We start from the raw sequence: 26,483 nt of genomic DNA, 5'->3' as shown, positions 1-26,483 counted from the left end.
AGCCTATCTTCTATTTGCTTTTACCTATCTTTTTCCTCTGCTAGACACTCTAGTTCCTCGATAGAATGACGATGTCTGTGCTTCTCTTCTGTTAGATAATGCTTGTGGACATGCGAATGCCTTACCGTATGCGTGTGGGTACTTCCGCCATGGCTATGCGTGAATGTATGCTGGTGTTCATGGTCATGTTGGCGAATAAACGTATCGACTACCACTAAAGCAGAACCAATGACCATCACGATCAAGGCGATCACATACATCCAGGATAAGGATTCACTTAAAAATACAAAAGCAAGGAGAGCCCCGATCAAGGGATTGACAGCATAATAGGCACTAGTTTTAGCTGCTCCGAGAACATTCTGGGCTCTCACATACATGAAAATGCTGAGTCCGTAAGCCACAAAACCTAAAGCCAAGGCAATGGCGATATAGCCAAATCCTGGAAAGGACTCTTTTTTTATAAGGGAAATGACCAGAGCGCCAAGACCTGAGCATAGGCCTTTTAGCATCACAATTTGATAGGTGCTCTTTGATGATAGTTCTCTAGTGCAGTTATTTTCAAGTCCCCAGCAAACGGTAGCCATGATCACCAGCAAAGAACCATAAGAGAAATGAAAGCTGTCTGTTCCTTCAAACGACAGCAAGATGCTTGACAGGGTGATTAGCCCAATAGCTACCCATAATCTTTTGGTTACAGCTTCTTTGAAGAGAATCAAGGCAATGACTGTCGTCGCCACAATTTCAAAATTCCCGAGAAGCGATGCATTGGCAGAGGAACCATAGCTGATTCCAAGCATCAGAAAAATCGGTGCAGCAATATCGAGAACAATCATTCCGACAATATAGGGAAGTTCCGCTTTTGTCAGGCTCTCAGCTTTCTCCCTGTCCTTCTTATTAAAGAGTGACATCATCCCAATACCAATCCCAGCACCAAGATACAACAATGCTGCCATTGTAGTCGGGCCCACATGCTGCAAAAGAACCTTTGATATCGGTACATTTATGGCATAAAAAACAGCTGCCAGAAAGGCAAACATAATTGCTTTGAGCTTATTTTTCTCCATCAATTTTACTCCTCTATTTCATTATTTCTGGTCATGACCTCTATATCACAGCCCAGATCCAAACCAAAGTATCACTCCATCCAAACAGGAATTCGCCTAGAACTCAAAAGGTTTGGGGAGTTCAAATCTCCAGTGGAGCTTTGAAGCATCTCGCCTTGAAATGTCAAAGCGAGAGGTTTAGCTACGTTTTACCAACAAGCTCATACACTCGACATGCGCAGTCACCGAGAACATATTCACATGCTTTTTAACGATCGCATAAAGTTATCGTTAAATGGTATTACCTAGATAAACTGAGATTTTATTATTTCTTTTTCTTTGGTTTTGGTGCAGGTAACTCATCATACATTGAATTAAATAAGCCGGTTAAATATTCTTTGTTGTCAACATCATCTACCAATAGTATTTCCTTTGCACCTTCATACGGCAATTCGTATTCTACATTCGGCATATACGCTATTGCAGATTTGACAGGCTTCACTAAAAATCTATCATCATAAATTCCACCTATGATTTTCCCTCGATAATAAATTATATACTCACCCATCATTGCTCTATATGATATTTCTTCCAACTCGGACAATTGTTCTAAAATGAAATCTAAATATTCTTTACTTGAAGCCATTTTTGCTATCTCCCTTAATTACTAAAATTTCAATAGTCCATTTTCATCAAATTGAAAATTGGCTCCCCAAGAAACTTCCCAATAATATCCATCTAAATCCGAAAAATATGCGTGATATCCACCCCAGAAAAGTCCCTGTGGCTCTTTTACAATTTTTCCACCTGCTTTTCTTTACTAATTCTAGTACTCGCCATTATAGTATAAATTATATAACCAATAAAAATGATAATAAAAATAACATAGCAGCCAGTCTTACAACTTACTACTTTTCATATGATAATTTACAAATGTCTTTCCAGCCACTCGATCTTCTTAAAATCCTTATTGTTATTGTGATCATTTCGATAGGAGTCTTGAGAAGAAGCTTTGTAAATACTTAGATACTGCTCCAGACTTGGAAGACGAAAAGTGATGCCTTCAGTGTGAATAAGCTCTATATCCGATTCCGAAACTCCTGCAAAATCAGGTAAGGAATCGATACTTCCAAATTCAACACTCACTCGATCCTTTTGGAATTCATGCTCATGAATATCTATTAAAACGTAGCCTAAGTCTTTCATCGCTTTCATTATCTTGTCCCAATCATAAATTCTGAGATGATCAGGTGCTTCCCAACCTCTAGGGTCACCAGGCACATGAATGTCAATGTCAGACGGCCCCCAATTTTATTTCGTTCTAAACTCCAATCCCAAAGATCCCATCAGTGTCGGTGTAATTCCGACTCGATTTAAATGGAAACAAATGGTTTTAAATTCTTCAAATAAGAGACTCATGTTTACTCTATGCCTTTCATATAAATGTTCGTTTACACTTTAGTTACCTAAAACAAGATTTAGATAATGAAAACTAGTCAATTTTCTCTATGATGTTTCCAAGTTTATCTAATACAAGACAGGAATAGTCATTTAGTGGGATTATGGGAACATTAACGAGTTCCTCAGCTCTATCCTTATTAGCTTTATCATTCCATAAATCATAATGGACACTAATTAAAAACTGACTAAAGAGTTCCAACCCATTTTTTATCTTTATCTGATGATCTGAATGATCATTAGATGAAACATAGACTTTTTCTCCTAATAATAGGGCTCCTGCAGAAAATCCTATAACTTTCGCCCCTTTATTCAGCATACGATCGATATAATTTTTGAACTGCTGATTGACGTAAGTAGCTAAATACTTTTCCGTATTTCCACCACCGATAATAATTAGATCAGCATCTAGATAGCTATCAAAATTAATCTGCTCAGTGTCCAATAGTAAGTAATCAGTGATTAGATTAGGAAATTGACTTTGGAAAACTTCCGTATACTTTTTCATATACGGTTCCCAATTTTCTCGATAAACTGTAAAAATGACAATCCTTTCGATCTTCCTTGATGACACAATTTTATTAACAATCGTATGGTTCTTTATCGGCGGATTTCCACCCATTAAAAAAAAATTGTTCGTCCAATCCTTCACACTTTCTAAAGATACATAAATTTTGACCACATTCTGAAATTATAATTTCTTCTTAAAATGAATAATTCTATTTGCCTCCTGAAATCCAATATTGAGATGAAATCTTATAGAATCCGTATTCGTTAAAGTACAGTCACTTGCAAATTCCTTACATCCTTTATTTTTCGCCCATTCCTCACATTTTGTACAGAGATTTTTAGCAATATCCTTTAAACGATATTCCTCGTCGACAATAATCCCTTCTAAGAATCCAACAGGACTATATTTACAACCTTCAACATAATCAAATCTGAGTGAACATAGTGCTAGACCTACAATTGTGTCACCTTCAACTTCAGTAAAGATTGCAGTATTTTTGCCATTCGTATATCTTTTTACTTCATCAATAGCTTCTTTATCTGTCAATTGGGGCCATAATTGTTTCATTAATTTAGCCGTTTTTATAGAATCTTTTGTTATTCCATCCATATTGATGTTCCTCCGCGAATTACAAGCAAATATTACGAATCATGCTGTTACTTTGTTACTCATTGATTGATACCAATACCATCCCCTTCTACTTTTCGACTGTCTCAGATCGGAAGATCAGAGCCACACACTCGGCGCTTCGCTGTTGCCGTATCATTTCGTAATAAACTCCTTACTCTACGACAGCTATCCCATGGGCGGAGCATCTACTTCTACTTCGGTACTATGTAGCTCGTACAAGTAGTGATACCGCCTCAACATGGTGCGTTTGTGGGACTCAAAAGGTTCGGGGAACCTTTTGAGGATTATCTGCATTTTACCAACAAGCTTACACACTCCACGTGATGTGTTTGTGGGACTCAAAAGGTTCAGTGAACCTTTTGAGGATTAATTCCGTTTCACTAACAAGCTCACACACTCCACATGGTGCGTTTGAGGAAACAAGTCAACCGGTTGCACTTTCTTCAATTCATAGCCCAACTCTTGGTAGAGTTTGATATCACGCGCCATGGTAGCGACGTTACAGGAGATATAGGCGATGCGATCAGCTCCTGTTTGGGCACTTGCTTTGATAAAGCTTTCGGTCAAGCCCTTGCGTGGTGGATCGACCAGAATGGCGGTTGGTTGGATGCCTTCCTTGAGCCAATTCTTCATGGCATTTTCAGCTGTGTCACAGACATAGTGGGCATTGGTGATACCATTTAGACTAGCATTCTTCTGGCTATTCTCCACGGCTTCGGGGATGACTTCTACTCCATAAACTTCCTTAACATGCTTGGCAACTGACAAGCCAATGGTCCCAATTCCGGAGTAGGCATCAATCACCACATCATCTTCTCTTAACTCCGCAAAGTCAATGGCTGTCTGATAGAGCTTCTCTGCCATTTCGGTATTAACCTGGTAAAAGGCTGGTCCAGAGATTTGGAAACTATTACCCAACATTTGATCCGTAATATAGTCTTGACCATAGAGAACCCGCCATTCTTTTCCAAAAATGGCATTGGTATTCTGGTCATTGATATTCTGCATAACAGACACAATTTCTGGGAATTGCTTGATCAACTGCTCGATCAACTGGTCCACACGGAAAACCTTTGGACGAGTGGTGACCAAAATGACCATGATTTCTCCTGAATGATGACCTCGACGGACCACCAGATTGCGGATCAAGCCAGACTGTTCCTTTTCATCATAAGGCTTGAGGTCAAACCGACGAATCAAATCACGAAGCGCCAAGACTACTTGGTCAATGACTGGATCTTGGATGTAGAAATCTTCGATCGGCATCAAATCATGAGAGTTCTTCCGAAAGAAGCCAGTCTCGACCTGACAATTGACACGACGAACAGGGACTTGGGCCTTGTTGCGGTATTGGACAGGATGGTCCATTCCCAAGGTCAGGGGTACTTCGATATCAGATATACCTGCCATTTTATATAGACTATCCTTGACCTGCTTGGCCTTGAATTTTAATTGCTCCGTATAAGCCAGGTGCCCCAAGTCGGCGATTCCGCTTCGTAAATAGGCAAGATCAAGCTCTTCATTACGATGAGGGGATTTTTCTAAGTACTCCTCTACTTTTCCGTAGCCAATCTTTTTGTTGACTTTAAGCACGCGCATGCGGATGACTTCTCCTGGCAGGGCATTCTCCACAAAAAAGACCAGGCCATCGACCTTAGCCACTCCTGCTCCTTCGTGTGTCAAATCGACAATCTCAACGGTTACAATTTCATTTTTCTTTAACATCGTTTTCTATCTTTCTACAAATTAAAAGGGGTGGAGTCCAAAACTCCTATCCCCTTATTATATCATCTCAGTCCCATTTGGTACAATTTCTTTTTATAAGCGTCAAAATCGACGAGCAAGCCTTGGCCACCGTACATATCGTAGGCATCGACCCAATCCCCATTTTCTGGGATGGTCACTCGTTCAATTCCTTTTCCAGCACTTCCGACTAGTCCAAGTCCATTGGTCAATAGGAAGGAGAAAGGAACATTGGTAGACGTCATGGCAAAGACTTTCCCAAGGGCTTCAGATCCCGTAAAGAGTTTGGTTGGATCCTTGATCTGATGCATGATAGCGGACATGACCTCTTGTTGGCGACGGGTCCGACCAAAGTCTCCTTCATCATCCTTGCGGAAACGCGAGTAATTGAGAAGGGTCCGGCCATCCATCCGTTGTTTTCCAACCTTGATGGTTTGCTGCGGAACGACACCGTCTTTCATGTTCAAATCATCTGGTACTTCTACTTCACTGACCTTTTCGCCATCAACCGTTGAAAACTGCGCATTCATCTCGACCCCATTCGGGAAGAGGGTATCGATTGCTGTCGCAAAAGTCTTGAAATCGACCATGGCGTAATATTGGATGTCAATGTCAAAGTTGTCTTTGAGCATCTGACGCACCAATTCAGCCCCTTGGTTGTTATTTTGCTCCCCGATGGTGAAGGCAGTATTGAGCTTCTGGTCGTAGTAGCCATCATATTCAGGAATATTTTGCTGGCTGACACCATCGATATGGACCAGTGTGTCCCGCATGAAGCTGACCATCTTGATCTTGCCTTCTTTGTTATTGACATTGACCACCATGATGGAGTCTGTCCGGGTCTCATCTGACTTCTCACCGATCCGACCATCTGTCCCCAAGATCAGGATATTGACCCCATCTCGCGACTTCTTGCCGTTAAATTTCTCAACGACAGCCGGTTTGGCATCTGGACCTGTCGGCTTACTGTTGAGGCCTTTCACAAACATGAAGACCATGCCACCGATGATGAGCAAGAAAAAGAGGGCAATCCACTTGAGGATCCGCTTGACGCGGATCTTTTTCCGTGGTTTCTTGGGTGTAACGCTCGTCGCAGCAACTGCTTTCTTCTTAGACTTTTTGCTACGTGATTGGTAAACAGGGAGATTCCCAATTGGTTCAGCAATCTCCCCTTGCACTTCTTCACTAGCAGCTACTTCAGGCTGTTGAAGGGCTTCTGTTTCCTCATAAACTCCTTGGCTTTTTTTGAGCAAATAATTGTATTCTAGTTGTTCTCGTTCATTCAAATAATGAAAATTTGAGTATAAGTACTCTAATCGCTTTCGCTCATGGTGAGATAGAAAGTTGGATTCGTTACTCATCTTTTCTTCCTTCCGTTTTCTTTTAAGGTATAGACCTGATACTGACCCAAGACTTTTGTCTGAATGCCCAGACTGTCTAATTCTTGATAGGCAAACTGCACTAGATCAGGCGCTTCATTTAGGAGGTCAATAATGAAAAAGTATTCTCCTAAAGCTGTTTTTAGGGGGCGACTTTCAATCTTGGTTAAATTGATTCCCCGCCAAGCAAAGGTGGACAAACCCTTATAGAGGGCTCCTGCCAGATTGCTTGGCAAGGTTAAAGCCAAGCTAACTTTTTGAAGGACTGGACGTAATGTTTCTGAAATCGCTGGTTCTTTTACCCCTAAAATCCAAAACCGCGTATAGTTATCCTCGATTTCTTGGATATCTTTGGCCTGGACTTCTAAACCGTACTCACTTGCTGCTGCCAGAGGGGCAATAGCCGCAATCTCCAATTCTGGATGTTCTGCTACATAGCGGGCTGCATAGGCTGTTGAAGCCGTCATTTCCATGGCCACATCTGGATAATGGGCCCTTAGAAAAGACTTCCCTTGGGCCAAGGCCTGTGGATGCGAATAGACCGTTCGAATAGGCCGATCTTTTCTAGCCACCAAGAGATGTTGCTTGATGGGATAGACCACTTCTGCAACGGCCTGGATGGTCCCTTGGTGAAAGAGGTAATCGATGGTCTCGTGGACACTGCCTTCGATAGAGTTTTCAACTGGGACGACTGCAAAATCAATTTCTTGATTTTCATAGGCCTTAATAACATCTGTGATCGTTCGATAAGCGATGCGTTCAGAAGTTGGAAAACTATGAGTCACCACATCGTGGGTAAAAGATCCCTTGGGACCTAGATAGCCTACAAGCATCGAATAATCTCCGCAATTTCTTCAGGTGTTTTGTCCTTAACATCCACAATATGGGTAGCAATCGCTTTATAAAAAGGCAAACGGCCATCAAAAATCTTCTTGAATTCTTCTTTGGTATTGTTTAAAAAGAGGGGACGTTGCATAGCTTTGTCATTTTGAATGCGACTGTACAAGGTTTCAAAATCCACGCGCAAATAAATGTTGTATGGATTTTTTTCCAAGAGGGCACGGTTATGAGGATTGACGACAATCCCGCCACCAGGGGAAATAATGGCTGCTTCGTTTTCCAATAAACGTTCCAGCATTTCAGCCTCGCGGCGACGAAAGGCAGCTTCTCCTTCCACTGCGAAATAGTCATTGATTGACATACCAATCTCTTCAACAATTAATTCATCCATATCATGGAATTTTGGATCAAGAATGCGACCAACAGTCGTTTTACCTGTTCCCATAAAACCAAGTAAAATTTTAGCCATGCAGTAAGGTCTCCAAATCTTCAAAAAAGCTAGGGTAACTGGTGTTGATGGCCTCTGCTCGATCCAGCACCACATTTCCATCTCTCACCAATAAGGCAGCAATGGCAGCCATCATCCCAATTCGGTGATCTCCAAAGGTCTCTAGGTCAGCTCCATGTAAGGGAGTTGGACCAGTGATGATCATACCGTCTTCCGTTGGCACGACAGTGGCTCCCATAGCATTGAGGCTATCTGCTACGACCTGGATACGGTCCGTTTCTTTCACACGAAGCTCTTCAGCATCCGCAATCACAGTTTGACCATTTGCTTGTGTCGCAAGTAAGGCAATAATCGGCAATTCATCAATTAAGCGTGGAATCAACTCCCCATCAATCCGAATCCCTTTTAAGGACGAAGTCTTGACAGTAAGACTTGCCGAGACAGCTTTTTCATCACGATCCTCAACAGTGAGATCTCCCCCCATTTCCTGGATCACATCAAGAATCCCTGTCCGCGTTTGGTTGATGCCAACATTTTCAATCTTGATCACACTATCTGGAAGGATGAGTCCAGCCACTAACCAAAATGCCGCACTGGAAATATCTCCAGGAACGATGACTGTTTGACCTTGGAACTCTTGTCCACCCTGGATGTGAATAGTTTTTCCGTCTATCTGGATCTCCCCACCAAATTGGCGAATCATATCCTCTGTATGGTCACGGGTCTTTTCCTTCTCGATAATCGTCGATTTACCCTCAGCCTGTATAGCAGCAAAGATAAGAGCCGACTTGACTTGAGCCGATGCGATTGGCAAACGGTAATGAATCGGTTGTAGCTGATGGGTTCCTTTTTCATGCAAAGGCGGGCAATCGCGCTCTCCCTGGCCAGCAATTTCTACTCCCATTTGACGCAGTGGAATCGCTACACGATCCATAGGCCGTTTGGAAAGACTATCGTCTCCGACCATGGTCACTGAAAAATCCTGGCCCGCTAGTACACCTGAGATCAAACGAATAGAAGTCCCTGAATTACCCATATCAAGGGGAGCTGTCGGAACTTGTAGGCCCTGAAAGCCTACCCCTTGAATCCGAATCACATCCCCGTCATCCTGGATGGAGACTCCTAAATCTCGAAACACCTGGATTGTAGAAAGCACATCTTCGCCTCGCAAGATATCATAGACTTTGGTTTCGCCTGTTGCGAGACTTCCAAAAATAATGGATCGGTGACTGATGGATTTATCACCAGGTACACGAATGATGCCCCTGAGACCCTTGCTATTGGTTCTTAATTTCATTGCCTTCTCCAGATGCTTTTCCTCATATTCTATCATAATTAAGGTATGAATTCAATTTTTGGTCAAAAATTTGGATCAAATAACGAATGTTTCCAAGCTTTTTTTGAGCTTCTTTTGATCTAGTGGCGAACGAAAATACCAGAGTCGAAATTACAACTCTGGTAGTCTTTCTATTTGTATAAATCTTGAATTGGCTCAAAGATGATCTTTTCAAGATCTGCAAGATAAATAGACAATTGTTGTTGTTTGGTGAAAAATTCATTCACAATCGGACTTGCTTGAATTTTTTCCATATAGTCCTTCATTTCTTGTTGCACAGCTTCTGTTGGAAGTTGACCGGATTGCATCAAGCCTTGCAGTTGATTTTGAAAAGCGACGTATTCGTCAAACAAGGTTTTCGCTTCTGGATTTGCCTCGATCGCTTGCTTGCTTTCTACGACAGCCTTGTATTCAGGAAGGTCTCGAAGGGTCCGAGAGAGTTCATTTGCTACATCATAAATATTTGCCATTTTATGGGCTCCTTTACTGATATGATACTTCTATTATACTGCTTTTCCCTCAATATTCCTAAAATGAAGCAAGCATGTTGATGCAAATCCTTCTGTAGACCTAGCGAGCAAGGACGGTATAAGATGTCGCCCGGCTGATCAATGTTTGAGCCCTCTCCTGATCCTCTACATTTTTAAAGGTCAGCTGCAAAATCCCGTGGATATCTTCACGATTCTCTTCATTGATGTGAATATTAACCAAGGAAATCCCTTGTAGAATTTTCAGGATCTCAAGAATGACGCCTTCTTTATCTGGGACATCGATATAAAGATCATAGGCGCTATCGCGCCCAGGACGCTGATGGATCTGCATTTCTTTTCGGTGCTTGCGCCCTTCTTGGAAAAAGGACCAAATGGCCTCTTCGTTATCTGCTTGAATGGTCTCGGCCACCTGATCCAAACGTTCTTTGAAATCTGCAATCCGCTCTAATATAGCTTGAGGATTGGACAAGAGAATAGAGGTCCACATGCCTGGCTCACTTTCTGCAATCCGTGTCATATCCCGAAAGCCACCAGCCGCAAAACGTCGGGTCATTTCATGCTCTTCTCCATAAGCTGCGGCCTGCTCGACCAAGGTCGATGCTAAAATATGAGGAAAATGGCTGATCTGGGAGGTTACCCGATCGTGTTCCTCGGCATCGATTTCAATGAAGCGGGATCCCAATCCACTCAAAAGCTCTTTTAACTCTTCCATGGCACCTCTTCTAGTCAAGCTAGAAGGAGTAAAAATATAATAGGCATTTTCAAATAAGGTGGCATCCGCTGAAGCTGCACCTGTCTTATGACTACCAGCCATGGGATGCCCTCCCACAAAGCGCACAGCTTTGTCTTTAAATACCTTTTCAGCTTGCGCGACAATTTCTGCCTTGGTAGAGCCTGCATCTGTCACTAGTACCTGGTCCTTCAAATTCAGGCCAGCTAAGGTTTCTAAGTAAGACTTGGTTTGCTTAATCGGAAGCGCCAAAATAATGATATCTGCTAAAGGGGCAAAGGCTGCGAAATCATCCGTCACCTGATCCACCATTCCTCTTTCAAGGGCGATGGTTCGAGAGGCTTCACTACGATTGTAACCAAGAATGGTCACGTTTGGGTGAGCTCTCTTAATCCCTAGCGCGAGGGAAGCACCAATCAAGCCCAACCCTGCAATATAGACAACTTTCTTCTCCAAAGGAAAACTCTTTCTCTTAAAAATTCTTAGTAAAGTCCCGGTGCTTGGCAACGGCCTCTTTCAATTCTTCCAAGTTATCGGATGAGAATTTTTCAAGCACTTCAGTGGCAAGGACTATTGCGACCACTGCTTCCATTACCACACCTGCAGCTGGCAGAGCTGTTGGGTCGCTGCGCTCAACTGTTGCCTTATAAGGCTCATGGGTTTCAATATCCACACTCATCAAAGGTTTGTAGAGGGTCGGAATAGGCTTCATGACGCCACGAACCAGAATGGGCTCACCATTGGTCATGCCCCCTTCAAAACCACCAAGATTATTGGTGCGACGGGTATATCCAGTGTCCTGAGACCAGATGATCTCATCCATAACTTGACTACCTTTTAGGCGACCTGCTTCAAAACCAAGGCCAAACTCAACACCCTTAAAGGCATTGATAGAGACCACTCCTTGAGCGATTTTGGCATCCAATTTCTTGTCCCATTGCACATAGGATCCTAGTCCAACAGGCACACCGCCAACCAAGGTTTCCACAATTCCCCCGATGGTATCGCCATCTTTTTTCACTTGGTCAATATAGGCCTTAACGGCTTCTTCTTGTTCTGGCACAACGATCGAAACTTCCGACTTCGCTGCCTTTTCCTTGATTTCTGAAACGGTTAGATTCTCGGGAATTGCAATCTCGATTCCCCCAAAATTCACAATGTGGCTGGCTACTTCAAGGCCGATCTCTTCTAAAATCCGTTTAGCAACTGCACCAACGGCTACACGCATGGTCGTCTCACGTGCAGAAGAACGCTCTAAGGAATTACGGAGATCATCGAAACGGTATTTCATCCCTCCGACTAGATCGGCATGACCAGGACGTGGCTTGGTGATCTTACGCAGATTTTTCTTTTTCTCTTCGACCGGTGCTACATTCATGATCTCTAGCCATTTTTGGTGATCCAAATTGGTCACGTTCAGAGTAATCGGACCTCCCATGGTCAAGCCATGACGGACCCCTGATGTGATCTCGACCCGGTCACTCTCAATTTTCATCCGAGCACCACGACCATAGCCACCTTGTCGACGTTTGAGCTCTTTATTAATATCCTCTTCAGATAAAGGAAGGCCTGCTGGAACGCCCTCGATGATGGCTGTTAATCGAGGCCCATGGGACTCTCCTGCTGTTAAATATCTCATACGACCTTATTCCTTTCTTTCTAAAAAATCCTTCATTTCTTGAAGAGGGATTTGATGAATCGCTGCTTGCCCCAACTCTGGAACAATTACTAATTTCAAGTTCGTCCCACGCGCCTTTTTGTCATGGGTCAAGGCTTGATAAAGGGCTTCTTTATCCCAGTTCTCATAGGTCACCGGAAGGCCAAATTTCCGGCACATTTCTTCGATTTGTTGGCTGATTCCTTTTGGCATCAAGCCCTTTTCTTCTGCAACTCGGGAGAGCTGCACCATGCCCATACTGACAGCTTCTCCATGCATAACTTGACCATAACCAGCTGTTGCTTCAATGGCATGCCCGATGGTATGACCAAAATTGAGATACAGTCGAATACCATTGTCCAACTCATCTGCCACCACATGGTCTCGCTTCACCAGGCAAGAATGGGAAATGATGCTCTCTGCATGCTCTAAAATACTCTGGACAGAACCATCCATGGCTTCCAATTCTTCCCAAAGTTCCGTATCTTGGATGAGGCTGTACTTAATGACTTCGCCCATTCCCTCGATCAATTCACGGTGCCCCAACGTGCTCAACACTTCAGGATCAATAAACACACCGTCTGGTTGAGCAAAGGTCCCTACCATGTTTTTAGCAAGTGCTGTGTTGACCCCCGTCTTTCCCCCGATAGAAGAATCTACCTGTGCGGTCAAGCTAGTCGGGATCTGAACAAAGGAAATTCCCCGCATATAGGTCGAGGCAGCAAAACCAGCCAAATCACCAACTACGCCACCCCCAAGAGCAACGATTCCATCACTGCGCGTCATGCCCTGGGTAGCTAGAAATTCATAAACTTTTGAAACAGTGGTTAGATTCTTACTGGCTTCCCCTTGAAGAAACTCAAAGCGCACCACTTGAAAACCAGCTTTCTCAAGGCTCTTCTCTACGATAGACGCATATAGCTTAGCCACGCGGTTATCGGAAATAATCGCGACTTTTTTATCGCTCCAAAGAGTGCGCAACCAGTCTCCAACCTGGTTAAAACCACCTCTTTCAATCACAATATCATAGGAATGTCCTGGAATAGGTACCGATACGTTCATAGGAATCTCCTTCACGTTTTTCTTTGATTCTATCTTATCATGAAATAGGGCACATGTCTCAATCAAAATGAAAAAGAGACTAGAGCAAGACTGTTTTTTAAAAAATCAGTTCCTGTTCTAATCTCATAAAGCTTTTTCAATAGGAAAAGGTAAAACCCTCTCTTAGTCACATACAAATTGGCGATATTCTGTTGTCAATGCTTCCCATACAGACTCTGTAGGAAATACTTTCCCAGTCATTAATTCAAAGGCTGCTTCAGCTTGATAAAAGAGCATTCCCAGCCCATTTTCCCTCTGGTTTCCTTGATTCACTGCCAATTGCAGAAAGGGGGTCACTGCCGGATAGTAAGCCATCTCTACGATTAAGGCATGTGGGGGAAAGGTCAAGTGACTCGCTATTGGAAGAGACTGACCATCCATTCCAACACCAGTGGCATTTAAGATGAGATCAGCTTGATGAAAAGAGTTTTGAACATCTTCATCTTTCTCAATCGCATACAATTCTATCAAGAAATCAAAGCCTTCTTCAACCAACTGAACGATTGAACGATAATGAACTAATCTCTCCTCTCTCACAAAGACAAGGATTCGTTTTACACCTAGATGAATCGCCTGTGCAATAATCGCTAAAGCTGCACCACCTGCACCTAAGAGAACCATTGTTTTTCCCTTAATGGAGAAAGCTGGAGGTAAACTACGAAAGAAACCAATCCCATCCGTATTATAGCCCTTAAGCTTGCCATCACGGTGAACGATGGTATTGACAGAGCCGATCTTTAGAGCCATCTCATCCACTTCATCTAAGTAAGGAAAGACCTTTTGCTTAAAAGGCATGGAAATATTGGCCCCAATCATATCTAACTTACGAATTTGGCTGATGGTGCTTTCTAAGTCTTCTTCAGCAATATCCCAAGCTAGATAAGCAGCATTGGTCGCTGTTAATTCATAGGCTAGATTATGGATGAAAGGAGAAATACTATGACGAATGGGATGGGCAATGACCGCTGCCATCCGAGTATATCCGTCAATCTTCATTCAATAACTCCCGAATTCTTCGCATATTTTCAAGAGGAATTTGACCTGGGGCACTTTCATCTCCGACTCTAGCATAAGACCAGGAAGAACCTGTCAAATCAGCTGTCAAGCGCGAAATCTTCCCGACCTTGCCCATGGAAATGGTTACATATTCTTGCTCAGGATTCAGCGTCTTGAAACCACGCGTATAATTCATCAAGTCAAGAACATCTTGTTCATTGTGGGCCATAACGGATACCTTGACCAATTTTGGAGAAAAGCTGGTCAATTCCGATAAGATCTCCATCATATTTTCCGGTGTCTCTTGGAAATTGTGATAGCTGAGAACAAGATTTGAAAATTCCAACATTTCTTCAAAGACTTCACGGTGACTATAATACTCGAAATCGATATAATCCGGATGATAGATGGATTGAATATCTTTCAGGATCCCAACATATTCTTCATTAGTCAGCTCCATCCCTCCACCTTCAGCTCGAGTCCGCAAGGTGAATAAAATCTCGCGTCCAGCAAATTTTTCAAAAACTGCAGGAGCAACAGTTAAGATCTCGCTTTTTTCTAAAAAGTCCGCACGCCACTCAATAACATCTGCATCCTCGTAACGCGAACCATCTAGTTGTTGCGCCTCTTCTAAGGAGCGAGGCATAATCGAAACAACTAACTTCATACATCCACCCTAATCGTAAATACTTTTAAGTAATTACTACTTTCTTCTTTCTTGTTCCATCGAAAATCTCCCGGAAGGCCGTATTCTGCTACATAACGATGTTTACGCCCTTGAAATCCCTTTTCGATTTGTTTTTTAAATTTTTCTTTGGTCACATTTGCCGCATTGGTACTGAGAATCAAGGTCCCACCTGGATTTAAAATCTCGAGGGCCTCGCTCACCAACCGATGGTAATCTTTAGCGACTGAAAAGGTCCGTTTTTTATTCCGCGCAAAGCTAGGCGGATCGAGTACGATCACATCATAGCTTAGCTCATGGCGTTTGGCATATTTGTAATAATCAAAGACATCCATCACGACAAAACGATGAGCATCCAGCGCCAAGCCATTTGCCACAAAATGCGCTTCTGATAATTCTCTACTTCTCTTAGCCAGATCGACCGACGTTGTCTCAACTGCTCCACCCATTGCCGCAGCAACTGAAAAAGCAGCTGTATAAGAGAACATATTGAGCAAGGACTGTCCAGCAGCTAAGCCATCGACCAAACTTCCTCTAACTTCATGCTGATCCAAAAAGATCCCCGTCATCAAGCCATCATTGAGAAAGACTTGGTAAGAGACCCCATTTTCCAGAATCAAAAATTCTTGCGGAGCTTCTTCACCATACACATGGGCCGATTCATAGTCCAAGCCTTTAAAGCGAATCTTTTCATAGCCCCCTCTGACTTCTGGAAAAGCCTCTTGAAAGGTCGCTAGAATGGTTTCCTTAATCTGAAATACGAAGGGATTGTACCAAGAAAAAACAACAAACTCACCATATAAGTCAACCGTAAAGCCACCAAAACCATCTCCATCTTGGTTAAAGAGACGAAAGGCCGTCGTCGTTTCATCCGCATAATAAGAACGACGGTATTGCTTGGCTTTGATGAAAAGCTTTTTAAAAAAGTCTTGATCAAAAGCGACCAACTCTTGTGAAACAAACCATCCAATCCCTTTATTTTGTTCAGATAAGTATCCGACTCCGAGGTATTGTCCATCTCCTGAAAGCAATTGAACCTCTTGATCCAAAGCAGGAAGTGACTCAAAATCTTGCTTTTCAAGAAGGGATTGTCCTTCTTTGATTTTTGTTGCGACTTGGCGACTGACTGTGAGTTTTTTCATACCCTCTATTATAGCAAAAGTCTGAGGTTTTCACAAAGGGAGGATTTATTTACTAGAACTTTTTTTACAATTTTATTTAAGCTCTTATCCTTTAGCCTTTTACGATTATAAATACCTGATCTTTCCTATTTCTTTCCTCTCCTTTACAGTCATTTTTTTCTTTCTCCATAAAATTGTGGTATACTTGTATATGAAAATTTTTAGGAAATAAGACAAGGAAGTAACATTTTGTGAAAAAAATTACGAATTCGATACTCAATTTCATGAGTACCAGACTAGGATTTGTCTTGACCCTTCTGTTGCTCTATTGGTTCAAAACCATGTGGGCCTATTCAGTTGATTTTAACTTAGACATTCAAGGACCGTATCAGATTTTTCTAGCAGTGATCAACCCATTGCCGATCAGTCTGCTCTTCATCGGGCTAGCACTCTATATTAAACGAACCAAGCTCTTTTATAGTTTGGCCTTTGGGATCTACCTTCTCTTATTTATTTGGTTGATTTCCAACTCCATCTATTATCGAGAGTTTACAGACTTCGTAACGGTCAATACCATGTTGGCATCCAGCAAGGTTTCTGCCGGTCTCGGAGCTGCTGCTTTAGAATTGTTCCGCCCTTGGGATGTGATCTACATTCTAGATTTCCCTATTCTAGCTTTCTTCTTCTTTAAGAAATGGATTCGTATGGACAATCGTCCCTTCAATAAACGAGCTAGTTTTGCGGTTACCTCTTTATCGGCTATGCTCTTTTCGGCCAACCTTTTCCTTGCAGAAATTGACCGACCTGAGCTCTTGACTCGTGGGTTCTCAAACTACTATGTCGTTCGTGCCCTAGGCTTACCAGCCTTTCTGGGTTATAGCGCTAATCAGACCTATGCTGCCAACAAAGAACGTTCCAAAGCCTCCGAAGCAGATTTAAAACCGGTGGAAGAATATATCCAACAGCATTACGCCAAGCCTAATCCTGAATACTTTGGAATGGCCAAAGGCCGTAACGTCATCTACATTCACTTGGAAAGTTTCCAACAATTCTTGATCGATTACAAGTTGAAAGTAGACGATAAAGAATATGAAGTGACACCTTTCTTAAACTCACTTTACCACTCGAAAGAAACCTTTGCCTTTTCAAACGTCTTTAACCAAGTCAAGGCAGGGAAAACGTCCGATGCTGAGACCATGATTGAAACTGGGCTCTTTGGACTCAACCAAGGTTCCTTTATGGTGAACTATGGTGGAACCAATACCCAACAGGCTGCACCATTTATTCTTTCAAAAAATGGTTACAACTCGAGCGCTGTTTTCCACGGGAATGCTGGAAGTTTCTGGAACCGGAATACTGCTTATAAACAATGGGGCTACAATTACTTCTTTGATGCTAGCTACTTCACCAAACAAAACAGCAGCAACTCCTTCCAGTATGGTCTTAATGACAAATACATGCTCAAGGATTCCATTAAATACCTAGAAAGATTGCAACAGCCTTTCTATACGAAGTTCATTACGGTTTCCAACCACTATCCTTATACAACCAGCTTGTCAGGAGATGATCTCGGCTTCCCTCTAGCTAAGACTCAGGACGAAACCATCAATGGCTATTTTGCGACCGCTAACTACCTAGATTCTTCGATCAAGGCCTTCTTTGATTACCTGAAAGAATCTGGTCTTTACAAAAATTCCATCATCGTTCTCTATGGGGACCACTACGGAATTTCAAACTCCCGCAACCCAGCTCTTGCCCCTCTACTTGGTAAGAACTCTGAAACGTGGTCAAGCTATGACAATGCCATGTTGCAACGCGTTCCTTATATGGTAGTTATTCCTGGAATGGACAAGGGAGGCATTATCAACACCTATGGTGGCGAAATTGATATGCTCCCAACCTTGGAACATTTGCTAGGCATTGAATCCAACAAATTCCTCCAAGTTGGTCAAGATATGCTCTCACCAGATCATGATCAAATCGTAGCCTTCCGCTCCGCTAACTACTTTGTGACTCCTGAGTATACGAGCTATAGTGGCAGGACCTATTACACCAAAACAGGTGAGGAAATCACGAACCCAGACGAAAAAACCAAGGAAGAACTGGACAAGATTAGGGAGGCTGCTAACCTGCAATTGAAGATTAGCGATAGCATCCAGACCGGTGACCTCCTTCGCTTCTTCAAGGGCAATGATCTTGGAAAAGTCAATCCAGATGATTATTCCTACACTAATTCCTTCAAGGCATTGAAGAAGATTGAAAAGGAAAAAGGTGACAAATCAACCAGCCTTTATAACCAACGTGGCAATCAGTCCACCGTTGATCTCTTCAAGGCACCTACTTATAAAGAATTGCACCCAGAAGACGATAGTTCTTCCTCAACAGAGACCAGTAGCAGTTCTTCTAAATAAAAAGAATCCCTGAGTTTTTAAACTCAGGGATTTTGTGATTCCTTTAAAAAGAACTTAGTCTAGGACTTCAAAAACAGAAGCCGTTAAATTCTCCACATAGAATGGCCGTTTATGACGACTATTTCCAACCATCAATTTCAATTTATCTGAATTTTGGAGGTAATATGGAAGTCCGCTGGCGTTGAAGATGACCAAGTACTTCTTGTCTCCTGTTAGTTCAAATATCAGAAGTCCACTACAATCAGTTGCAGATTGGATAAAGACTTGTTGGTAGATTTTATCATAGCTTTCAAGCCCTAAGACAGGAAGACTTGTCTTCAAATTGATCAAGCTTCGGATATAGGCAATTGATTCCTTGTTTTGACTGACCAGATCCCAGTTGACCTGATTCACAAAATCTGGAGCATTGTAGGAATTCATGGCCCGCTCACGATCCAAAGGTGTGATTTCTCCATCAGGACCTGTCGCTACCAATTTAGTCCGCATAAACTCTTGACCCAATTGCATAAAGGTCATACCCTGGAAGAGCAGGTTCATGGCCGTAGCCAACTCTGAGCGCTTGACTAAGCCTGCTACTTCTTCATTTGGATGGAGGGTCTGAAGCAAGTCATAGAGATTATAATTGTCATGAGCCTCCACATAATTCAAAACCTGATTCGGACTTAAATAATGACCCAGCTCTGCACTGCCTAGAACAGCACGCGCAACGATATTCTCTGTTGATTTTCGGCTGACAAAGCCACGTTTGATGGAACCATAAACCTCAGCTCCTTTAATAGCATCGCGCTCCGTGTCGTTAAAGAATCCAATACGTGGCAATTGCGCCGCATTGTCTTTCTTAGCCTTATCCTCTGGTGCGAGACCGGTTCCCATATCCCAACCTTCTCCATAAAGGAGAATGCGAGGATCCAGAGCATCCATCGCCTCCCGAATAGCATTCATTGTCGTCACATCGTGAATGCCCATCAAATCAAAGCGGAAACCATCGATCTGGTACTCTTTGACCCAGTGCGTAAGGGAATCAATCATGTACTTGCGGTACATTTCATGCTCACTTGCCGTCTCATTTCCGACACCTGTCCCATTTTGGAAGCGCCCATCTGGCTCCATCCGGTAATAATAATCGGGCACTGTATTTTGGAAAGGACCATGCTCAGTTGAGTAGGTATGATTGTAGACCACATCTATGACTACCGAAATCCCAGCGTCATGATAAGCCCGGATCATAGTTTTAAGCTCTTTCATGGTTTGTTTGGGATTGGATGGATCCGTTGAAAAACTGGTTTCTGGTGCAGAATAATTCTGAACGTCGTAACCCCAATTGTAGGTCACACGACCTTCTTCATCGTACTGTTTATAGCGATCAGATATCGGCTGTAATTGCACAACATTGACCCCTAACTGACGGATATAATCAAAGGCAGTCGCATCGCCATGGCTATTGACAGTTCCTTCTTGGCAAGCCCCCAGATAGGTCCCACGCAAAGACTCGTCTACACCTGATGTCGGTGACTTGGTCAAATCCCGAAGGTGCATCTCATAGATCACTGCTTGACAAGGATTGTCCAGGCGCCAGGGAGTCGCATCGGCGCCTTTTTTAGTGCCCCAATCAAACTGACGATCTGCTCTTGAGAGAATGGCTGAGCGCATTCCATCGGCTGTCGTTGCAATGCTATAAGGATCGCGCGTCACTTGATTCTGGTGTTCAAAATGCACACGATATTGATAAGCCATGCCACTTAAATTTCCTAGAAAATCTAGAATCCAAACACCGTGGGTGTTTTCTGGATGGTAGCTAGACTCTTGTTTGCCTCGCATCATCGGAATAGTCTTCCAAATAGGCGCATCCAAGTCTGTTGATTGATAGAGCAACAATTCAACTTTCTTGGCAGTAGGAGCCCATAGTTTAAAGCAATACTCCCCTTCTTCCTCCCGATGACCAAGCCAGCCTTGATAAGCCCATTTGGTGTCAAATTCCTTGGCATGGGTCGCCATATCGTAGGCATGAGGCTGACGATGACTATAAGCATGACTCGTCAAAGCAGCTTGCAAAGAATAATAGACAGTATCGTCCCCATCGAGAATCCAAACTTCTCGAACATGCCCTTCTGGTAAGAGTTCGATTTCAAAATCACGGGTTTTGGTGAGCCAATCTCCCTCTTTAACCAAGACATGACCCCGACTCAAGGCTTCCTCACTCTCATATACCAGATTTCCCTCTACTCCAAAATAATCTAACTTGGAGAAAGAGACTGATTTTCCTTCTACTTGATCCTGCCATTGCCACATATCATAGGCAAAATAATTTCCTTTTTGCTTATGAAAATGAAGCTTTACATGGTATTGTCGCATAACATTTTCCTATTTCCAATTTGATACCGAAGGAACCATTCGCACGTGAAACACGTACATGGTTCCAACTATTTGTTTTTATTCTTCAGATGTGTGAACCAAAGCATCGTTGTTGATTTCATCAATATTTGCAAAGAATTCCAAGTGATTATGAAAGACTTCCAATTCAACTGGAGTATCTCCCCCATATTCGCCATCTAGATTGATGCGGAATGGTTGAGCATTTTTCCCTAACATTTCGATCGACAACTTCTTGGTCTTAAGATATTCTACATTTTCATCGTGCACATGCTTGCCTCCATTAATAGCCTGAATCATCAAGGACAACATGTTAAAGAGATTGGCAGTCTTGACGATAATCAAGGTAAAATTTCCATCATCGAGCTTAGCATCTGGTGCGACACTTTCAAAACCAGCAATGGAGTTGGTCAAAGCCACAAAAATCATCGAAGCTGGACCTTCAAAAACGCCATTATCGTGTTCGATCCGCACCTTACGAGCCTTGTTTCGCGGCAACATTTTAGCAGCTTCTGCTACATAGGCAAAGTAACCCAAGCGAGATTTAACACTACTTGGAACACTGAAGGTCAATTCTGTCATGGTTCCTGCTGCAGCAATGTTGATGAAATACTTGCTGCCATAGGCACGACCAATGTCCATTTGAATGGTTTGATTCTTTTCGATAATGCGAGCAGCCGCCACAGGATCTCCCATCGGGATCTTCAAGGCACGCGCATAGTCATTGGTGGTACCGGTCGGGATAAAGGCCATCTGCGGACGATTTTCCAGACCTGCAACCCCATTGACCACTTCGTTAATCGTACCATCTCCACCAGCGGCAATGATTAAATCAAAGCCTGCCTTAGCGGCTCTTTCTGCTTCATTTTGGGCAGAAAATGGTTCTGGAGTCGTTTGATAAGCGCTAGTTTCATAGCCCACATCTTCGAGTACGTCCAAGACTTCCGCTATATTTTTCTTGATAATTTCTTGCCCAGAGGTCGGATTATAAATTAAACGGGCTTTTTTGATTCGTTCTACCATAAAGATCCTCTATAAACTTTCAAGCCAGGCCTCATCTTCTACCTGGATTCCTAATTCTTGTGCTTTGGTTAACTTGCTACCAGCGTCACTACCTGCAACGACCAAATCTGTTTTTTTGGAAACCGATCCAGTTACCTTAGCGCCCAGACTTTCTAATTTTGCCTTAGCTTCTGAACGTGTGAGTCGCTCTAGCTTCCCAGTCAAAACGACTGTCATTCCTGAGAGGGCCGCATCAGCAGCGACTTTTTCACCAAGATAAGTCATATTGACACCAGCTTCTTTAAGCTCTTGCAATAGGCGCTTGGATCCTTCTTGTGCAAAATAACGCTTGAGGCTTTCAGCCACGACCATACCGAGACTGTCAATGCTGGCAATTCGTTCTGGATCAGCTGTAGCCAATTGATCGAGGTCATGGAATTCTTGGAGCAAGATTTGACTAACCTTGCTACCGACATGGCGGATCCCCAAACCAAAGAGCAACTTCTCAGCTGAATTTTCTTTTGAAGCTTGAATGGCTTCATAGAGTTTTTCAGCAGATTTTTCTTTAAAGCCTTCCAAGGTCAATAGATCCTCGACTGTCAGACGATAGATCCCTGCTACATCCTCTACCAACTGAGCTGCGAAGAGTTTCTCTACAACAGCTGGACCCAAGCCTGTGATATTCATAGCATCTCGACTTGCAAAGTGGTTCAATCCCTCCTTAATCTGTGCTGGACAGAGCGGATTGATACAGCGAAGGGCCACCTCATCCTCAAAATGAAGCAACTCACTCTGGCAGCTCGGACAATGACTTGGAATAGCTAATGCTTGATCAGATACCCGTTTATCTTTGACGACACGTAAGACCGCAGGAATGATATCACCAGCCTTGTAGACAATGACGGTATCTTCCTGATGAATATCTTTTTCAGCAATATAGTCCACATTGTGTAAGGTTGCCCGACTAACAGTGGTTCCTGCTAGCTGGACTGGAGTTAGGTTGGCAGTTGGCGTCACGACGCCGGTCCGTCCAACTGTCCAATCCACCGATAGGATTTTCGCTTCTTTTTCTTCAGCTGGAAACTTATACGCGACAGCCCATTTAGGAGCTTTTACGGTAAAGCCTAGTTCTTCTTGAACAGCTAGGTCATTGACCTTGATGACGATCCCATCGATATCATAGGGAAGATCCTCTCGAAACTGAGCTACTTTTTGGATAAAGTCCCAAATTTGCTCCATATCCTCAGCTAGCACTCGCTCTTGGTTCACGACAAACCCTAAGCGAGCTAGTTTCTCAAGCACGCCTTCCTGACTGATTTGATCAGTGGGACTCACTTCTTGATACAAGAAGGTCGCAAGATTTCGCTTGGCCACGATTTTCGTATCCAATTGGCGAAGTGTTCCTGCAGCAGCATTTCGTGGATTAGCAAACTCCGGCTCGCCGTTTTCTTGACGGATCTGATTGACCCGATCAAAGGAAGCCCGTGGCATATAGCACTCGCCTCGAACTGTAATGTTCACTGGCTCTGGTAACACCAAAGGAATGTCCTTGACCCGCTTGAGGTTCTCTGTAATATCCTCACCGACAGAACCATCCCCACGTGTCGCCCCCGTTACGAGGACTCCATTTTCATAGGTGAGGGAAATGGACAAGCCATCGATTTTCAGCTCACATACATAGCTGATAGAAGGAAATTCCTTACGGACACGCTGATCAAAGGCTTCTAATTCTTCACGCGAAAAAGCATCCTGCAAACTATAAAGGGGATACTGGTGCTGGTATTTGGTAAAGCCTTTTAAAACCACCCCACCTACACGGTGAGTTGGACTCTCTGGTAAGATCTCATCAGGATGAGCGGTTTCTAGTTCCACCAACTCCCGATATAATTGATCATATTCACTATCTGAAACAGATGGAGCGTCTTTTGTGTAATACTCGTAAGCATATCGATTGAGTAATTCCACTAATTCTTTCATTCTGGTTTTCATGTTCTTATTTTATCATAAAATCTTAATTTAGCCTTGAATTTACTGCATTCTTAGCATTAAAAAAAGGAGCCAAAGCTCCCTTTTCCTATTTTGTAAAATCGATCCGTTTAGAAAGTTGATTGATCACAATCGCTCCAAAAATCAAAGATGCGAATTCACCCAATCCCATAGTCAACCAGTTATAGAAGAATGGTTGGCCTTGAAGGTAGTATAGTTCCAAGGCAATCGTAAACATGGAGATGGAAAAGAAAATCGCAAACAAGAAATGGTCCAAGCGAATAAGACCGTCAAACAAGAACTTGTTTTTGAATCGACCAAATAGAATGAGTCCAAGTCCTAAGAAGACAAAGGTTGAACCTCCACCGACAAAGACATCGATCCATCCAAAACTAAATAAGTTAGCAATCATACAACCAAGCGTCACTGCAATCAAGTACTTCTTATTGTAAAAAGCTAAGAAATTCATCATTTCCGAAACACGGAATTGATAGCCATAGTAGGCCATAGCGTTGAGAGGTGGGGTAATGGTCAATACGATATAAATCGCAGCAACAATGGCAATTTGTGCCATATCACGAGCAGTTAACTGTTTCATTTATTCTCCTTTAGCGGTTTTCCCGCGTGTAATATGCTTGGCGAAAGGATCTTAAGCACCAAGGGTTGAAGGTTTGATTTCTTCAACCTTTCAAGTATAGCATATTTTGAGCTTTTATGGTAGACTGAATTTATGAAAACACTAATTAAAAAATTTTTTGATAATGAGATTTTATCCTATCTCTTTTTTGGGGTTGCCACAACCATTGTTTCCGTCGGAACCCGCCTCTTCATCTATCAAGTGTCTCGTGATGAACGATTAGCGACCGCGATTGGAAACATTGCTGGGATCCTCTTTGCCTTTGCAACCAATGATACCATTGTCTTTAAACAAGAAAGAAAGGGCTGGTTTCAGCGCTTGATCCGATTTGCAATTGCGCGCTCTGGGACCTTTGTACTGGACATGGCCTTGACCGAGATTTTTGTCAAGCAGTTCCCAGGAATTATCGGTCAATTCGTCCACAATAACAAGAGCCAGATCAATCTGATCGAAACCCTCTTTGCACAAGTGGCCATTGTGGTCCTCAATTACGTCTTTAGTAAACTCTTTGTCTTTAAAAATAAAAACAAGGCTTGAAACGATTGTTTCAAGCCTTATTCTTTTAAACTTCTATACTTGCATGCTCTGCACTTAATTGATAGATGGTGCCTTCAACCCCAAAATAATCCTTAGCTAGATCTTTCAATTCCTGCATGGCTGTTTGTGCCCGTTTGGCCTCCTCCTCGTTGATGGCTTCAATGACCAAAATAGCGTCCTTGGTATCTTCAGTTAGCATGGTTCTTTGAGCCTCACGCCAATTCAAACAACGGCAAACGGCGCCTTCTTGGTCGTAGTAGATGATCTCCCCTTCCAAAGCTGGCGCATCTTCGTCAGCTCCTAATGGAAAGAAAGGTTCGCCCCCTTTCGCTTGGCCTAGAGAGAGTCCACCCACCAATTTATCCATATCTTCTCCCCCACAAGGAAGGGCATAAGCCATAGAAACGCTATTGTAAAGATCCACCAAAGGATTAATCGGATAGAATTCACGTCCCTGGTGAACCCGTTTTAAGAGTGCTTCGATTGAAGATCGGGCTCCTTTTTTTGTTTTAAACTTGCTAAAAGCTTGGCGCCACTCTTGAACGAACTCACTCTGGGTATAGTTTTCTTCATCGATAAATTCCCATGCTCGCTTGGCACCCTTGTCCAACAATTCTTTGAAATAAGGATCCTTGGCTTCATCTACTGTATTATCAATACCATACAAGGACATTACTGTAATTCTAGCTGTTGGAAATAAATCCCAAAATGCTTGATCGACTGTCACTTTCATTGCTTTACCTCACTATAATTTCTTTTTTGACCTTTTTTGACTAGTTCCCAATCCAAGGTGATATTCTCACGAACTCGGATCAGATACTCTTCTAACTGTGCGACTTCTTCTTTGGAAAATCCTTTTAAGGCAGTTGTCTCAGAGTAAAGATGCTCCCCTAAAATGAAGGGGTAAATCTGCTTACCTTTTTCAGTTAATTCCCATTCCTTTGTTTTAAGGTTTTCACCCTTTGGGCGCTGTTGAATCATTCCTCGTTCTTCTAGTCTTTTTACGGATCGGGCAACAGTTGAGCGATCTACTTTTAAGAGCTCAGAGAGTTCTTCCTGAATCATTCCAGGTTGCTCCGCAATTCGCACCAGGTAGAGGTATTGACCACGCGCCAGATCCAAATCTCGAAATTCAATATTTGCTATAGAATCCAGTGCTCGCGCAATGATGCCAATCTCACGCAAAATACTCATCTCACTCCTCCTTTCCTATTGACAATAGCATAACACATTTTTATTGCAAATGCAACAAAATGGATAAAAAAAAAGAGGCTGGGACAAAAGTCCTAGCCTCTCAATTATTTTTGAATTATCGAGCAAGACGCAGTGGTTGAGTGGGCTCTACTACGCTGATTTCATCAGCTTTTACAG

Annotated in this window: 24 protein-coding genes, 2 pseudogenes and 1 riboswitch; of the genes and pseudogenes, 2 read left to right on the top strand and 24 right to left on the bottom strand. The window is 42.8% G+C overall.

Going from position 1 to position 26,483, the window contains the following annotated elements; translation table 11 throughout:
* Window positions 1-20 precede the first annotated feature (20 nt).
* From ADI76_RS00585 to ADI76_RS00505, 18 genes and pseudogenes are all read right to left on the bottom strand, one after another.
* On the bottom strand, window positions 21-1,064 hold the full coding sequence (locus ADI76_RS00585) for a DMT family transporter (RefSeq protein WP_006596099.1): 1,044 nt from the start codon (window positions 1,062-1,064) through the stop codon (window positions 21-23).
* Between the two features lie 304 nt (window positions 1,065-1,368).
* Window positions 1,369-1,689: a TfoX/Sxy family protein gene (locus ADI76_RS00580; protein WP_049513941.1), complete on the bottom strand. Its 321-nt coding sequence runs from the start codon at window positions 1,687-1,689 to the stop codon at window positions 1,369-1,371.
* A gap of 146 nt (window positions 1,690-1,835) precedes the next feature.
* A pseudogene (locus tag ADI76_RS11860) lies at window positions 1,836-1,928 on the bottom strand (CPBP family intramembrane glutamate endopeptidase); the annotation flags it as partial.
* A gap of 42 nt (window positions 1,929-1,970) precedes the next feature.
* Window positions 1,971-2,462 (bottom strand): annotated as a pseudogene (locus ADI76_RS00575) (phosphoribosylanthranilate isomerase).
* Window positions 2,463-2,535: 73 nt separating this feature from the next.
* The gene (locus ADI76_RS00570) at window positions 2,536-3,123 is read right to left on the bottom strand and encodes a Type 1 glutamine amidotransferase-like domain-containing protein (RefSeq protein ID WP_049513938.1); all 588 of its coding nucleotides are present in this window, start codon (window positions 3,121-3,123) and stop codon (window positions 2,536-2,538) included.
* A 69-nt stretch (window positions 3,124-3,192) separates the two neighbouring features.
* Window positions 3,193-3,621 (bottom strand): aminoglycoside 6'-N-acetyltransferase, encoded by a 429-nt coding sequence (gene aac(6'), locus ADI76_RS00565; RefSeq protein ID WP_002912789.1) that lies wholly within the window; start codon window positions 3,619-3,621, stop codon window positions 3,193-3,195.
* A 387-nt stretch (window positions 3,622-4,008) separates the two neighbouring features.
* Entirely contained in the window at window positions 4,009-5,367 is a 1,359-nt protein-coding gene (rlmD, locus tag ADI76_RS00560) for a 23S rRNA (uracil(1939)-C(5))-methyltransferase RlmD (protein WP_049513935.1), read from the bottom strand.
* A gap of 62 nt (window positions 5,368-5,429) precedes the next feature.
* Window positions 5,430-6,746, bottom strand: coding sequence for an LCP family protein (locus tag ADI76_RS00555; protein ID WP_049513932.1), 1,317 nt, complete (start codon window positions 6,744-6,746; stop codon window positions 5,430-5,432).
* Complete coding sequence (gene pheA / locus ADI76_RS00550; protein WP_049513929.1) at window positions 6,743-7,597, bottom strand: prephenate dehydratase; 855 nt, start codon at window positions 7,595-7,597, stop codon at window positions 6,743-6,745. Before pheA ends, ADI76_RS00555 begins: the two co-directional genes overlap by 4 nt.
* On the bottom strand, window positions 7,588-8,073 hold the full coding sequence (locus tag ADI76_RS00545; RefSeq protein WP_049513927.1) for a shikimate kinase: 486 nt from the start codon (window positions 8,071-8,073) through the stop codon (window positions 7,588-7,590). Before ADI76_RS00545 ends, pheA begins: the two co-directional genes overlap by 10 nt.
* Complete coding sequence (gene aroA, locus ADI76_RS00540; protein ID WP_049513924.1) at window positions 8,066-9,349, bottom strand: 3-phosphoshikimate 1-carboxyvinyltransferase; 1,284 nt, start codon at window positions 9,347-9,349, stop codon at window positions 8,066-8,068. The genes ADI76_RS00545 and aroA overlap by 8 nt, the downstream gene beginning before the upstream one ends.
* Window positions 9,350-9,519: 170 nt before the next feature.
* A complete protein-coding gene (locus tag ADI76_RS00535) occupies window positions 9,520-9,858 on the bottom strand; it encodes a YlbF/YmcA family competence regulator (RefSeq protein ID WP_003014453.1) in 339 nt (112 codons plus the stop codon).
* Between the two features lie 100 nt (window positions 9,859-9,958).
* The gene (locus tag ADI76_RS00530) at window positions 9,959-11,065 is read right to left on the bottom strand and encodes a prephenate dehydrogenase (protein ID WP_049513921.1); all 1,107 of its coding nucleotides are present in this window, start codon (window positions 11,063-11,065) and stop codon (window positions 9,959-9,961) included.
* Between the two features lie 16 nt (window positions 11,066-11,081).
* Complete coding sequence (gene aroC / locus ADI76_RS00525) at window positions 11,082-12,248, bottom strand: chorismate synthase (protein ID WP_049513919.1); 1,167 nt, start codon at window positions 12,246-12,248, stop codon at window positions 11,082-11,084.
* Window positions 12,249-12,254: 6 nt separating this feature from the next.
* Window positions 12,255-13,328 (bottom strand): 3-dehydroquinate synthase, encoded by a 1,074-nt coding sequence (aroB, locus tag ADI76_RS00520; RefSeq protein ID WP_049513917.1) that lies wholly within the window; start codon window positions 13,326-13,328, stop codon window positions 12,255-12,257.
* Window positions 13,329-13,490: 162 nt separating this feature from the next.
* Entirely contained in the window at window positions 13,491-14,363 is an 873-nt protein-coding gene (aroE, locus tag ADI76_RS00515) for a shikimate dehydrogenase (protein ID WP_049513915.1), read from the bottom strand.
* Window positions 14,353-15,030: a type I 3-dehydroquinate dehydratase gene (gene aroD / locus ADI76_RS00510; protein ID WP_049513914.1), complete on the bottom strand. Its 678-nt coding sequence runs from the start codon at window positions 15,028-15,030 to the stop codon at window positions 14,353-14,355. Before aroD ends, aroE begins: the two co-directional genes overlap by 11 nt.
* Complete coding sequence (locus ADI76_RS00505) at window positions 15,027-16,190, bottom strand: class I SAM-dependent rRNA methyltransferase (protein WP_049513911.1); 1,164 nt, start codon at window positions 16,188-16,190, stop codon at window positions 15,027-15,029. The genes aroD and ADI76_RS00505 overlap by 4 nt, the downstream gene beginning before the upstream one ends.
* Window positions 16,191-16,420: 230 nt before the next feature.
* Here ADI76_RS00505 and ADI76_RS00500 point away from each other — a divergent pair, with 230 nt between their 5' ends.
* Window positions 16,421-18,580 carry an LTA synthase family protein gene (locus tag ADI76_RS00500; protein ID WP_049474753.1) on the top strand — a complete coding sequence of 720 codons (2,160 nt, stop codon included), beginning with the start codon at window positions 16,421-16,423 and terminating at the stop codon, window positions 18,578-18,580.
* A gap of 54 nt (window positions 18,581-18,634) precedes the next feature.
* Here the strand turns inward: ADI76_RS00500 and pulA are convergent, their stop codons facing one another.
* From pulA to ADI76_RS00480, 4 genes are all read right to left on the bottom strand, one after another.
* Window positions 18,635-20,932, bottom strand: coding sequence for a type I pullulanase (pulA, locus tag ADI76_RS00495; RefSeq protein WP_049513908.1), 2,298 nt, complete (start codon window positions 20,930-20,932; stop codon window positions 18,635-18,637).
* A 78-nt stretch (window positions 20,933-21,010) separates the two neighbouring features.
* A complete protein-coding gene (locus tag ADI76_RS00490; protein WP_045759326.1) occupies window positions 21,011-21,973 on the bottom strand; it encodes a diacylglycerol kinase family lipid kinase in 963 nt (320 codons plus the stop codon).
* 9 nt (window positions 21,974-21,982) lie between these two features.
* Window positions 21,983-23,941, bottom strand: coding sequence for an NAD-dependent DNA ligase LigA (ligA, locus tag ADI76_RS00485; protein ID WP_049513906.1), 1,959 nt, complete (start codon window positions 23,939-23,941; stop codon window positions 21,983-21,985).
* An 85-nt stretch (window positions 23,942-24,026) separates the two neighbouring features.
* Window positions 24,027-24,536 carry a QueT transporter family protein gene (locus ADI76_RS00480; RefSeq protein WP_003006740.1) on the bottom strand — a complete coding sequence of 170 codons (510 nt, stop codon included), beginning with the start codon at window positions 24,534-24,536 and terminating at the stop codon, window positions 24,027-24,029.
* Window positions 24,534-24,640, bottom strand: a riboswitch (PreQ1 riboswitch). Its footprint overlaps the gene before it by 3 nt.
* Before the next feature lie 28 nt (window positions 24,641-24,668).
* Here ADI76_RS00480 and ADI76_RS00475 point away from each other — a divergent pair.
* Complete coding sequence (locus ADI76_RS00475; protein ID WP_049513904.1) at window positions 24,669-25,112, top strand: GtrA family protein; 444 nt, start codon at window positions 24,669-24,671, stop codon at window positions 25,110-25,112.
* Window positions 25,113-25,137: 25 nt separating this feature from the next.
* Here the strand turns inward: ADI76_RS00475 and ADI76_RS00470 are convergent, their stop codons facing one another.
* Entirely contained in the window at window positions 25,138-25,845 is a 708-nt protein-coding gene (locus tag ADI76_RS00470; RefSeq protein ID WP_049513900.1) for a B3/B4 domain-containing protein, read from the bottom strand.
* Window positions 25,842-26,306: a MarR family winged helix-turn-helix transcriptional regulator gene (locus ADI76_RS00465; protein ID WP_049513898.1), complete on the bottom strand. Its 465-nt coding sequence runs from the start codon at window positions 26,304-26,306 to the stop codon at window positions 25,842-25,844. The genes ADI76_RS00470 and ADI76_RS00465 overlap by 4 nt, the downstream gene beginning before the upstream one ends.
* Window positions 26,307-26,483: the final 177 nt, after the last annotated feature.

Origin of the sequence: Streptococcus parasanguinis (assembly GCF_001074805.1) — a bacterium.
GTDB lineage: Bacteria > Bacillota > Bacilli > Lactobacillales > Streptococcaceae > Streptococcus > Streptococcus parasanguinis_A.
This window is presented reverse-complemented; position numbering and strand designations above follow the sequence as displayed.